The 12,691-nt window shown below is 61.5% G+C and carries 10 protein-coding genes; 9 read left to right on the top strand and 1 reads right to left on the bottom strand.

All coding sequences use genetic code 11. From position 1 onward, the window contains the following. The first annotated feature begins 35 nt into the window (after positions 1 to 35). The 6 genes from ABIA96_RS00075 to ABIA96_RS00100 all read left to right on the top strand — a co-directional run bounded on the left by ABIA96_RS00075 (position 36) and on the right by ABIA96_RS00100 (position 8,208). Positions 36 to 848, top strand: coding sequence for a hypothetical protein (locus ABIA96_RS00075; RefSeq protein WP_354134980.1), 813 nt, complete (start codon positions 36 to 38; stop codon positions 846 to 848). 101 nt (positions 849 to 949) lie between these two features. Next, complete coding sequence (locus tag ABIA96_RS00080; RefSeq protein WP_354134981.1) at positions 950 to 2,356, top strand: O-antigen ligase family protein; 1,407 nt, start codon at positions 950 to 952, stop codon at positions 2,354 to 2,356. 42 nt (positions 2,357 to 2,398) lie between these two features. Continuing rightward, entirely contained in the window at positions 2,399 to 4,366 is a 1,968-nt protein-coding gene (locus ABIA96_RS00085) for a tyrosine-protein kinase domain-containing protein (protein WP_354135689.1), read from the top strand. After that, on the top strand, positions 4,363 to 5,892 hold the full coding sequence (locus ABIA96_RS00090; RefSeq protein WP_354134982.1) for a hypothetical protein: 1,530 nt from the start codon (positions 4,363 to 4,365) through the stop codon (positions 5,890 to 5,892). The genes ABIA96_RS00085 and ABIA96_RS00090 overlap by 4 nt, the downstream gene beginning before the upstream one ends. Before the next feature lie 52 nt (positions 5,893 to 5,944). Beyond that, positions 5,945 to 6,769, top strand: coding sequence for a nucleoside/nucleotide kinase family protein (locus ABIA96_RS00095; RefSeq protein WP_354134983.1), 825 nt, complete (start codon positions 5,945 to 5,947; stop codon positions 6,767 to 6,769). Next, positions 6,766 to 8,208, top strand: a complete 1,443-nt coding sequence (locus tag ABIA96_RS00100; protein WP_354134984.1) for a lipopolysaccharide biosynthesis protein — start codon at positions 6,766 to 6,768, stop codon at positions 8,206 to 8,208. Before ABIA96_RS00095 ends, ABIA96_RS00100 begins: the two co-directional genes overlap by 4 nt. A 50-nt stretch (positions 8,209 to 8,258) precedes the next feature. Here ABIA96_RS00100 and ABIA96_RS00105 read toward each other — a convergent pair whose 3' ends face one another. Beyond that, positions 8,259 to 8,774 carry a DsrE family protein gene (locus ABIA96_RS00105; RefSeq protein ID WP_354134985.1) on the bottom strand — a complete coding sequence of 172 codons (516 nt, stop codon included), beginning with the start codon at positions 8,772 to 8,774 and terminating at the stop codon, positions 8,259 to 8,261. Positions 8,775 to 9,019: 245 nt separating this feature from the next. Between ABIA96_RS00105 and ABIA96_RS00110 the strand changes: the two genes are divergently transcribed. From ABIA96_RS00110 to ABIA96_RS00120, 3 genes are read left to right on the top strand one after another with little or no spacing between them, the layout of a single operon-like run. Then, positions 9,020 to 10,975, top strand: a complete 1,956-nt coding sequence (locus ABIA96_RS00110; protein WP_354134986.1) for a coiled-coil domain-containing protein — start codon at positions 9,020 to 9,022, stop codon at positions 10,973 to 10,975. Between the two features lie 44 nt (positions 10,976 to 11,019). Then, positions 11,020 to 12,042 (top strand): TAXI family TRAP transporter solute-binding subunit, encoded by a 1,023-nt coding sequence (locus tag ABIA96_RS00115; protein WP_354134987.1) that lies wholly within the window; start codon positions 11,020 to 11,022, stop codon positions 12,040 to 12,042. Then, positions 12,039 to 12,656, top strand: coding sequence for a hypothetical protein (locus ABIA96_RS00120; protein WP_354134988.1), 618 nt, complete (start codon positions 12,039 to 12,041; stop codon positions 12,654 to 12,656). Before ABIA96_RS00115 ends, ABIA96_RS00120 begins: the two co-directional genes overlap by 4 nt. Positions 12,657 to 12,691: the final 35 nt, after the last annotated feature.

A 12,691-nucleotide genomic window follows, 5' to 3' on the forward strand; every position in this document is an offset into this window, starting at 1 on the left:
TACTCGCGGCCGGTGCATTGCTCCTGCAGGGCCTCGTGTTCGAGGCGCCCACGCGCGCGGAGGCCACGACCACCTTGCATTTCGCCTCCAACGGGAACTTCGACTCGGCCGGAAGCTATGTTCCCGGCTCTGCCGGTTTCAATCTTGCGGACGTCAGCAGCCTGGCGCAATTGGACTCTCTGCCGGACGGTGTGAGAGGCTTGGTGTGGGTCGGTCAATGCAACGGCGCGGACGCGAAATTCGTAGATACCGTCCGCCCGTTCATCGGCCACCCGAAACTGTTCGGCTTCTATTTGATGGACGATCCGGATCCAACCGGACAACACTTCCCGCTTTGCACAGCTGACCATCTGAAGGCGGAGTCGGACTGGGTCCACGCCAACGTGCCCGGCGCAAAGACCTTCATCCTGCTCATGACGATGACGTCGTCACGAACGCCGTCCTTCAAGGACACCTATAACCCCGCCAATTCACATGTCGACCTGTACGGGATCGATCCCTATCCGTGCCGGACCGAGTTGAATGGCTGCGACTATCACCAGGTTGATCGCTATGTCGCTGCGGCCGAATCCGCCGGAGTGCCCCGCGACAACATGGTCCCAGTCTACCAGACCTTTGGCGGCGGCCGCTGGATGGATGACGGCGGCGGCCGATACGTGCTGCCGAGCGCAAGTCAGATGCAACACATATTGGCCCGCTGGGACGCGCTCATACCGGCCCCCGTCTTCGACTTCGCCTATAGCTGGGGATCGCAGAATGGAGATTCAGCCCTCGCGGGGGCGCCGGAGTTGCAGGCGGTGTTCTTGCGCCGCCATCAAAACCCAATCGCTCTGAACCGGATGAATTGAAGGCTCGCCATGGAGACGGACCGACCGCGAGGCAAACGGGAAGCACGTCAATGGCGCGACAGCTGCTCGCGCCGCCGGGTGCGAAAGACGGATGAGGGCCGATGATCCTGGACGCCTTGTTCGCATTCGGGCTGCTGCTGACTCCCGCTTCACAATTGCGGATCGCCGGCTTGCCGGTCGGACCGGGCGAGGTCTGTCTGATCATCTGGGTGATCCTCATACTCGGCCGCGAAGCGGCGCGCGGCCGCCTTTTGCTGACGCCAGCGCTGTCGCGGCTCCTGATGTTCTGGTCGCTGTTTGCCCTTGCGCAGAGCCTCGGAACGCTAACGGCAAAGCTCATCGGCGACGAGCACGATCCCGTATGGTTCATGCACGATGTCATGGCCTATCCTCTGTTGGCCGCCATCAGTTGCCTGAGCGTGATCGGGCCGCACCCCGAAGCCCGGTTGCGTCGCATCACCTGGCTTCTGTGTGGACTTGGCACGCCGGTTATTGTCGCACAACTGGCCGACGCCTGGGGCCTATACGATCTTCCGTCGGTCGACCCGATGTGGTGGGATCAATTCCGAGGCTGGTCGTCAAATCCGCATCAACTTGCAGTCCTCTGCATGGTGCTTGGATTTCTATCGGTCCATCTTGCAGAAACGTCCACCACGCGTGGCGCGAGGATGGGCGCTCTCGCCTGCACCATCATCCCCGTCTACACGGGCCGGATCACCGGGAGCGATTCGTTTACGCTCATTTTTGTGCTGGCCGGCCCGCTCCTCCTGGCGTTCAAGTGCCGAACCTGGCTGTTCTCGCGAGCGCGGCAGATCAGCTTCCGTTCAGCATTCGCCTGGGTGATTGTGCTGGCCTTGCCCGGGCTCGTGATCTCGATGGCGCCGTTGGCCTATTCGATTGCGGTAGAAGCCGGCGACCTCGCCAAGTCGATGGCGCGGGACAATCCCGAGCAAACCAAAGAGAAGACGGAACTGCGATTTGCGCTTTGGAGCCAGGCCGTCAAGCGCGGGGTCCAATCAGGCATGCTCGGCCTGGGTCCTGGTCCGCACCTCGAAATTCCGACATCAATCGTCTCGGCGAGGAAGCTGGATATGGTCCACCCCGAGTTTGTCGAACACCCCAAGCCCTCGTTCGTGCCGAACTTCGAGGCGCACAACACGATGCTCGACCTATTTACCCAGGGCGGGCTCCTGGTCGTCCTGAGCTTCGTCTGGCTCGTGGCAACGGCTTTCAGGTCCGCCTACGCGACCGGTGAAGCAGGCTTGCCGACATTGTTGTGTGGTCTCTGCATTTACGCCATCGCCACCTTCCTGCTTCGGCATCCTATCTTCTGGTTTGTGATCGCCGTCTGCCTGGTGGCGGAGCCAATGCCGGCGAACCAGCTGCGCTCGATCGCCAGAGGCAACGCATTGCGTGGCAATGCTCGCCTTGCGAACGCATGGGGCCGATCTCTTACACGCCCGCGACCCGCATACGGCGCGAGCCAACTGGGCTCGAGGCCGAGCTGATCGCGAGGATGGACCAATGGCAGGGAGGTACGGATGCAGTTGATGGATAAGACGGGTCTCATCGCCGACAGCATACCATTGAGGCCTGAATTCGAAGGCCTGCGGCAAGACGACCAGACCACGATCGCATCCGAACCGGGCTTCCAGCAGGTGATCGGGACCCTGCGCCGGAGGAGCAAGTTCATCCTCACCATCGCAGGCGCGGGAGCGCTCTTGGCCGGCATCGCCGGTGTGCTCATCACGCCCAAATATACCGCGACTGCGCAGGTCGTCCAGGTTCAGGGCGGCACTCTCCTAAGTCCCGAGGCGCTCCAGCAGGCCGTCGATACTCAGGTGACCATGCTGACATCTCCCTATCACCTGCGCCACGTTCTCGACAGCTTTCGGAATGATCCAAAGTTTCGCGGGCTGGCGTCCGACGTCGAAGTGGATCCCGCCATCACGCCGAAAGCTGCTCAGGCCGAGACCAGCGAGGCCGGCCCGCTGGGCCTGAAGGAGCTCAAGCGACGGCTGGGTGTCTGGATTGGACCACTATTCCATCACAGGCGAACCGACGCGGGCCTGAAATTCGACGATCTCCAGCGTCGTCTGCAGGTTCTCCAGGAACGACGCTCGCGCATCATCAATGTCACCTTCCAGTGGACGAGCCCCGAGAGGGCTGCCGACATCGTCAATAGGATCGTCGAGCTCTACGTTCAGAGCAATGCCGAGCAGCAACGAGCCTACACCACCGGCGAACTGGCCCGGCTTGACGAACGAATGGCGACGGTCAAGGCCGACATCGAGCGGACCAGCGCAGCGCTGCACCAGGCAATCCAGCGGCGCGCCGATGTCGGCCGCAATGTCGGCGGCGAAGAACAGGCGGCTGGCGCCGATCCACGCGAGCTCGAACGCCGAACTGCCGCCAGCGCACAGCTTTATGCAAGTCTACTCCAGCGCCAGAAGGAGATCCGAGAACAGGAAGAGCTCGTCAACCCGGACGTCAGCATCCTCTCGCTTGCCTCTCCGCCATCGCGACCGAGTTCTCCGAATCCGATCCTGTTCGTGCTCCCCGCCCTGATCGTCTCGCTCATCTGCGCGAGCTTCATCGCCCTCGTCCAGGACCGGCTCGACAAGGCGCTGCGCAGCGAGAAGGAAATCACCGACGTGTTCGACCTCTCCTGCGTCGGCCTGGTCCCGCAAGTACCTACGCACCACCTGCCTGACTCCGGAGACTATATTCGGGTCGAGCCGTTCTCGCCGTACGCGGAAGCGCTCCGGTCCGCGGCCGCGACGTTACGCCTGGCCGAGCCTGGCCATGCGAAAACGGTCCTGATCACCTCCAGCATCGCCGGCGAAGGCAAAACCACGCTCGCGCGGGGACTGTCGGCTTATGTCGGCCTCCTTGGGCGGCGTGCGCTCCTGATCGGCATCGACCTTCACAAAGGCATGCGCGTTACCGAGTTCGATAACGCCGGCGAGCGCCATATCGTCGGTCTACCGAACCGATCGTTGGCGGACTCGATCCGGCACATTCCTCAGGCCGGCTTCGACTACGTTCGGATACCCGGCTATCGACTTGACCCAATAAGTGCCATCGAACAGATCGCCGAGCTCATTCGCCAACTGCGCGAACGCTACGATTGCGTGATCATCGATGGTCCGCCAGTCCTTGCAGCCATTGAGGCTCGATTGCTGCCCTCGATCGCCGACAAGCTTCTCTTCGTCGTCAAATGGGGGAGCACGAGGCGGGAGGTCGCTCAGAACGCCTTGGGCCTCCTGCGCAACTGCGGGCGCTTCGACAACGATCGCGGCGATTTTGCAGTGGCCATCGCGACACAAGTAGATCTCAAAAGACATGCGCAATATGGCTATGGCGACGCGTGTGAATTTGCTGCCGACGCGCCTCGCCCCGGCATGCGTCAACGGTTCTTCTCCATCACCTCTTCTTTGTTTCAGTGGATGCAGGAGATCGGACTTCAAGCGAAGGACTTTGCAGGATCATCCGGGCGGAAAGGGCACGAAAGATGAGACAGGATGCCCTGCACAGGACAGATCCGAGCGGTGGCCCGGCCGCCGATAGCGCCATCTTGCAGCTCATTCTTACTGTCTTGAACGACTTTGATCGGCACGACATCACCTACTTCTACTGGAAGAGCAGCAATCGAATTTACCGCGGCCTGACCGGCGACGGAGATCTCGATCTGCTTGTCGTAAAACGGGATCAGCACCGCGCTCAGACGATCCTCCTCGAGCGCGGTCTCAAGTCCTTTCCCGCCGTCGCCTATCGTGACCATCCATCGATCTCGAGCTATCTCGGCTATGACGAGCCGAGTGGTCGGATCGTGCATCTCCATCTGCATGTCCGACTGGTCGCGGGCACCAGCCTGCTTAAGATCTTTCACCTGCCGTGGGAAGAAGCCCTGGCGAGGCGAGCGATTGCTCATCCGGAGCTGCCGATCCGTATCCTCGAGCCTGTGGACGAGGCATTGCTGTTGATTGTACGAGGCTGCCTCGAACTGAGGCGATCGGATCCTGTCGTGCTCCGCAACTGGCAGGCAATGACGCGCAAATTTGCACTAGATCGCGCAGAACTCGCCGGCCGAATTCCTCGCGCGGCACTCAGAAGGCGAGCGGCTGAACTTCTGGGCGCCGAGCTGGCCGACATGGTTGCCGATGCCCTTTATTGCCAGCCCGCGCTGGAACATCAGCGTCATCTGCGGCGACGCATCCGAAGACACTTCACGCCGCACCGTACCTACAACGATATCGAGGCAGGATTGCGGAGCCTGGCGCGCGCCACGCACCTCGTCGCCGGTTACCTGAACAAACGCTTTCTCTGGGCCCCGCGGCCATGGAGCCGACGAGCCCCGGGTGGTGGGCATGTCGTGGCCGTCATCGGCGTCGACGGCAGTGGGAAATCAACCATTGTCGCGACAATTCGGCAGTGGCTCGGCGAGGAGATGGACGTCATTCCGATCTATTTCGGTACCGGATCGGGACGCCCCTCCCTCATACTATGGCCGCTCAAGCTGATGGTGCCTTTGATCACACCGTTGTTCAAGACCAAGCCTAAAGGCTCATCGCATGGCAAGATCTCGGATCGCCCGCCGAGCCGGGTTTACAGTGCTCTCATGGCGATCTGGGCGACGGCCACGGCCATCGAGAAGCGGTCCAAGCTGTCGGCCGCGCATCGCGGGGCTCGTCGCGGCCTTGTCGTGGTTACGGATCGATACCCGCAGAACGAGATCGCCGGCTTCAACGAAGGTCCGCTGATGCCGCGCCTGGTCGGGATTCCGCTCTGGCTACGCCAATTTGAAGCTAAAGCCTATTCACTTGCCGAGCGCCTTCCACCGGATATCGTCATCAAGCTGGTGGTCCCGCCCGAGGTTTGCGCCAGACGCGAACCCGACATGGATCCTGCCGTGATCACACAGCGTATCGCGGCTATCCCGCGACTGGCGTTTTCCGGCGCGCGCGTCGTCTCGATCGACGCCCAACAGCCTCTAGCCGACGTCATTCGCGCGGTGAAGAAGGAGGTGTGGCGGGTCCTCTAGAGCAGACGACGGAACGGTCAAATTCAATCATTTCATTTGTCCGAGTATGGATATGATCATCGAGTTTTTCGGTCCTCCAGGCGCCGGCAAGACCACACTTGCACGTACTCTTGCGGCACGTCTGCGCGAGCGCGACTACACCGTGGACCTCGTACTCAGCCATCGGCCGGCAGAGCGCTCGCCAAGCGAGACGGTCACACCATCGACGGCCCTCCGGAAGATATCCTTTACGACGCGGCGCTTGACTCGTCCGATGGTGGAATTGGTGTGCATGATATTCCGACCGCAGGGGATTTCACGCGATCTCGGGACAGCGTTTAATCTGATCAAGATACTTCCACCATCCAACACATTCTCTTCGCTCAGGCTGCTACAGTATATGTCGAGGCTGTCCCACGCCTGGTTTCGCAGATCCGCGATTGCGCACATCGTCCTGTTTGATCAGGCGTTCGTCCAGGCGATTTGCTCTCTGGCACTGCTTTGCGGCATCGCAGACGAGGCATTGATCTCGTATGCGCTGGATCTTGTCCCCGAACCAGACATCCTGATACGCCTCGACGCACCGGCCAAGCTCCTCGAGGAGCGACTCCGCGACCGACATCAGCTCGGGGGACGGTTCGAACAGCTGCTCGAGCTGGACGTGGAAACCAGCCTCAGCTCACGCAGCATCATCGACGTCCTGCACGGGGTGTTGCGCAGGAAAGGCAGGAACGTCGTGAGCATCTCGTCGCTCGATCGGACGTCTCTCGCCGCGGCGGTCGAACAGTTGGAACGGCAGATCGTGGGCATCGCCGAGCAACAGAATCGCGCCACGATCAAACCAGAAAATGTTGAAGCGAGTATCTCAGACCACTCCCTGTTGAATCATTTTCCTTGAATCATTTTGACCTGGATTTCGGAACGTTCGGTAAGCCAGTACTGCAAGGACAGAAAATGGAAATGCATGAGCGGAGCGCTGGCCACGCGCGGATCAGACGAGTGGTGATCGGAGGAGCTGCCGCATTCTCAGTCTACGTTGCCAGCGCCGGCGTAACTGCCTGCGCGCAACTCTTGATCGCCAGAATTGTCGGCGCTCACACTTACGGCGTCTACGCCTATGTCATCGCCTGGATAACCATCCTCGCCTATTTTTGCGCGCTCGGCTTCGATATCGCACTGCTGCGCTTCGTGTCCGCGTATCAGACCATGGGAGCGAGCGGCCTCGCACGAGGCGTCATCCAATACGCGGAGCGACGTTCACTTGGCATAAGCCTCCTGGTCGCATTCATCGGCGCGGGCGTTATCGAGATCTGGCCCAGGCCGTTCTCGACGGAGTTGACGAACACCTTTCTGGTCGGCTTCGTTCTTATCCCCATTCTGGCCCTGTTATGGATACGCTGCTCGATCGTCCGCGCTTTTGGCGGCGTTGTTCCGGCACTGATACCCGACCGCGTGATGCGGGACGGACTACTTGTGATCATCGTCGTCGTGGCCGGTGTTTTCCTCGGATCGCGCATCGAGGCACAGGGCATCATGATGGCGACTGTCGCCGGCGCCGTCATTGGACTCGTGCTCGCCAGCCGATCTGTTCGGAGTTTGTGCCCAGACGCAATCAGGGCGGCAGAGCCTCAATATACACCCGTAACCTGGCGGCAGACTGCCGTCCCGTTCATGATCATCGCGGGGGCGGAAGCTCTCCTCAACCGCGCCGGTGTGGTCCTGCTCGGATGGTTCGGAGAAACCAGGGAGGCCGGAATATACAGCCTGGTCTTCAATATCGCATTCCTTGTGGCATTGCCCCGCACTGCGATCAACACCCTGTTCGCACCGACCATCTCGAGCCTCTTCACTCGGAACGATCGGGCGACCTTGCAGACACTCGTGACCAAGGCCACCTTATGGACCCTCTGTACCTCGGTGGGCATCGCGCTTGGGCTGGCGATCGTGGCCGAGCCACTTCTCGCCTGGTTCGGCAGGGATTTTGTGGCCGGCGCCCCCGCCCTGCGCATCCTCCTCCTGGGGCAGGTGATCGCGGCAGGCTTCGGATCTCTGCTGCTCATCATGACGATGACCGAGCACGAACGGGGGGCGGCCGTTCTGCTGACCCTGAGCGCCACCATCAACATCCTCGCCAGCATCGCGTTCATCCATTGGCTTGGATTGACCGGCGCTGCGATCGCCAGCTCTGCCGCGCTGATCATCTGGCATCTCGCCATGGCTTTCTTCGTATTCCGGCATCTGCGGCTGCTGCCCGGGCTCCTCGGGCTGTTCGTATCGAGCGGCAAGGAGAAAGCGACGGCGCGGCCGGATGTTCGCGTCAAAGCGTCGTCCGTTTGAGATTTCGTACCCCGCCGGCGCATCGCGCCGACGCGCCAGCCGGCTGCGTTTCAGGGGCGCAGATAGCTCCAACCCTGCTCCTGCAGTTCCATCAGCCGGACCACGCCGGATTTGGTGACCTTCGCCTGCGTGATGAGTGGAATCTCCTTGGCTTCCGTCTTCGCCATATTTTCCTTGGTGTTTCCGCATGCAGAGAACGCAACTTCGGGCATGGTCTCGCTCATGGACTTGATACGGGCCTTCACCGGCGATGTATCGTCTCGCAACATGTGCAACCCTGGTCCGAACGCCACTACTTCGACCTCGATCTTCTGGCCGATGTCGGAATAGTGCTGCACCGTGTTGCTGACGTTGTTCAACGCGAGGTTCATGATCGCCGGATCATTGACGTCGACCTGGACGACAAGCCGGTGCGTTTGCACGCGCTTGGGACCGGCGATCATCTTGGCATTGGCGTTGAGCTTTGGGCTCCCCGCCTGAGCAGAGGCATGGCCTGTCTGGATCGCGTTCACCAGAAACGCGCCAGTGAAGGTCAGACTGGCGAAAACGATGACTGTTCTGTTCATGCTGTCTTCCCCTGGTTTGTGCGGAACACGCGCAGCCTCAGCTGGTCTGTCCCAATTTGTTGCGCGCGGCCGCGCCGGTCAAGGAAAGCGCGGCGGCAGCGCAGACGATCTACTTTATTCCCGGAACGATGCCCCGCTACCTCCTTGTGGCTACCTACCCTGCGACCTCGACAGGGCGCCAAGCAAGGCGGTGTCATTGATGACGCCGAACGACAAGGCGCCTGGAGCCAGTCTGAGCTGTTAAAATGGGCCTACCGGCAATTGCGCACGAAACGATTGTCTCACTGAGCGGCGCTCTTCGTCCTGTGCGGCAGGACGGACCGCTTGCCGGGGATCTTGCGCGGACAGCCGCTGCGGCGACTTTTCTCCTGGCATCCCTTGTCGGATTTGCACACGGAGGCTCGCGCGACGATATCGAGTTCGGCGCCCCGGCTGTTGAAACCGAGCGGATCAGGCAGCACCAGGCGCTTGAACAGGAGCGTGATCGAGCCGACAGGCTCGCACGTGAGCTGGCAAGCGTCCGAGCAGAGCTTAACGCCGTCCAGCTCGATCGCGAGCACGCGATTGGGGCTATAGAGCTGGGGATCAGGCAAACCCACGCCCTCGAGCTGGAACGCGATAAGGTGAACAATCTCGCGCGAGACCTCTCATTCCTCAGGGCAGAGCTCGACGCAGCCCGGATCGCAACCTCGAAGGCGATGCAGATCTCCGCAGCGGACTCCAGGCAAGATCCGATAGTCGCACCTGGAAGCGGCACAGAGAACGCCGCGGCCGCGCTCGCGTCGCTCCGATCGGACCTCGACGTCGCGCGGAGCGCTGCGACAGAAGCTAAAACGGCTCTCGCCGCAGAGGTTGCGCAGAAGGAAGCGCTTGAGCCTGAGCTGAAGCAGCAACGCGAAAAATCCGCCGCGCTCGTCACCGAGCTGACTTCTCTTAAGGCTGAGCTCGAAACCGCACGGACGGCAGCTTCCGAAGCCTCCAAAGCTGCCGCCGCCGAGGCCGCGCAAAGAGAAGCGATGGAGCGGAAATTGAAGCTGCAGCGCGACAAGGCGGATGCCGCCGCCACCGAACTGGGTGCCCTGCGAACGGCGGCTAACGCGGCTCGAACCCAAGCCTCAGACGGCGCGAAAGCAGAAGAGAAGCTTGCCCTGGAGAAAGACCTCGCGCAACAACGAGATCGAGCAGATGCCGCCGCGAAGCGGCTCGCCTCCGTCCAAGCTGAGTTCGAAGCGGGGCAAGCCGCGGGCAAGAAAGCCAGCAGAGCCGAGAGCGAGCAGAAGCAGACGCTGGAACGCGAGCTCGGCCAACAGCGAGACAGAGCAGACGCGCTTGCACGCGAAACGGTATCGTTGACGAACCAACGTGACGACGCGCGTTCCGCCGCCGGAGAGGCCGCACGGGCCACAGATGCCGCCCAGGCCGCGAACAAGAATGAGTTGCTCAGGGAGAGGAACAAGAGCGAAGCTCTCCTTCGCGAACTGACATCCACGCGGAAGGAGGTCGAGGAACGTTCCACAAGCCTCGCCGCCGCCTATTCCGAGATCCTCAGGGTCACAGAACTCAACGGGACGGCCGCGAAGCAGAACGAGGCCCTCGCCGGTGAACGCGGGCGCGCCGACGGTCTCGCACGCGAGCTTGCGTCGGCGAGAGCCCAGCTCGAGGACGCGAATGGAAAACTGGCCGCAGCAAATTCCTCAGCAAGCAGGCTGCCGCAACAGACTAAACAAGAGCGTGCGCCCGGTCCCGCTTCTAATGGTGAGGGAGGAGGTCGCTCACGCGAGCTGGACACCGCCTGGACGGTCACCTCCAACCCACAACCTCCTGTGAAACCTGGCTCATCGACATTGCAGGCGCAAACGCCCGCGGATCCGGGTTCGAAGGTCGCCGCGGCATCGGAGCGCTCCGCTCCGGCGAGCGCGACGCCTCGCGCCCTCGCAGACGAGCAGAGGCTGCTTGCGCGGGCGAATGCGTTGCTCCGGCAGGTCGACATCAGCAGCGCCCGCCAATTGCTGGAGTTGGCTCTTGCACGTGGCAGCGCGCAGGCCGCCTTCATGCTTGCGGAGACCTATGATCCGCCCGTGCTGGAATCGTGGCATGCGCGCGGAGTCGCGGGCGATCGGACTAAGGCGCGCGACTTGTATCAAAGAGCAAAAGCCGGCGGCATTGACGGTGCAGAGGAGCGCATCAAGGCGCTGAAGTAGCGCCGCACCAGATCTCGAAGCAGGCAGACGACGGAGAACGACACATGCGCATGATCAAGTTGGCGTCCGCAATTCTATCGGCGCTGGTCGGGCTGCAATTGGCGGCGAACGCCCAATCTGTCAGGACACCCACAGCGCCACCCGCGGCACCGGCAAAGAACGCCGACACGGTCGCAAAAGAGCGCATAAATGCCTGGACCGTCGGGCTCGCAGGCGGTCTCATCGAGGGTGCTCCGCTTCGACTTGCGGCGGAGATCGCCCGCGTCGTCAACGAGGAAGACAAGCTCCATGTCATCCCGATCGTGACGACTGGCGCGACGGAGAATGTCAATTCGCTGCTCTATTTGCGAGGGGTGGATGCGGCGATCATCAATACGGACGCCCTCGACGAGTACAAGGCCCAGGTCCCGTCGATCGACCGGCGCATCGTGTACATTCTCAATCTCTTTCCAGCCGAACTGCACGTCTTTGTGCGTCCCGAGATCAAGTCGCTCGACGACCTCAAGGGGAAGAAGGTTAATTTCAACACGCAAGGCACTGCAGCCGCCTATTCCGGACCGCTGATCTTCAGCCGACTGGGGCTGAATGTCGAGAAGATGTTCATTCCCCATCAGGTCGCCTTGCAGCAGATGAAGAGCGGGGACATCGCAGCGGTCGTGTTCATCACGTCGAAGCCGGTCGATGCCTTTCTGAAGGGACGTTGGGAGCCCGGGTACAAATTTCTGCCAGTCGAGTACGATTCGCGGTTCGAGGATTACTATCTGCCGTCTGCGATCAACTCGGCCGACTATCCGAGCCTCGTGCCGCAGGGGGAACGCATCTCGACCATCGCGGTTCCTACCATTCTGGCCGGCTATAACTGGCCGAAACAATCCGACCGCTACGTGCGCATGGCCCGCTTCGTGGATCAGTTGTTCGGTCGGCTCGACCGGCTGCAATCGCCCGGCTTCGATCCGAAATGGAAGGATGTGAGCCTCCGCGCCAACGTGCCCGGCCTCGCCCGGTTCGGCGCAGCACAGGAATGGCTCGACCGCTCACAGGGCGCGACGGTTGGACTGTCTCGATGAAGGGCATAGGTGCGGTGGCGTTGATCACGTTAGCAATCCTGAGCCCGCCGACCTACGCACAGGCGGGCGATGCCACCGATCGGTTGAAGAAATGCGCCCGGCTTGAAGGAATGGAACGCCTGAAATGCGTCGATGAGTTGCTTGGAGAAGCAGCCGGACCGACCACCCCGGCACTGCCAGGGCAGAGCTGGATCATCAGCGAGACGACTTCACCGGTGGACTACAAGCCCCAGATCGAGGCGCAGACCACAGGACGCCCAGCGACAAAGGAAGCGCCCTCCTCGTTCTCTATCCGCTGTCGCGCCAGTCGGACCGAACTGATGATATCCACCTCGCCCTCCTGGAAGCCACCTCCGGACAGCGACGTGAAGGTCGTGTACCAGATCAACGACCAGCCATCCGTCGAAGAGCGCTGGCGCACTGCAGAAGGCGGCAAAAGGCTTGCCTTTCAGGGTGACGTCGTTCGACTGTTGCGCTCGATGCCGGAGGGCGGTCAGCTCCTGATCAGGGTTTACGCCGGCAAGGCTCTGCCATACGAAAGCACTTTTCAGTTGGCCGGCCTGGATTCGGTTCGACGCAAGCTCGCGAAAGCCTGTAACTGGCCGAACTCCTGAGCAACCTCCCATCTGACCAAAGACCGGTCCGCTTG

This window comes from Bradyrhizobium sp. LB11.1, assembly GCF_040549385.1.
Classification (GTDB): Bacteria; Pseudomonadota; Alphaproteobacteria; order Rhizobiales; family Xanthobacteraceae; genus Bradyrhizobium.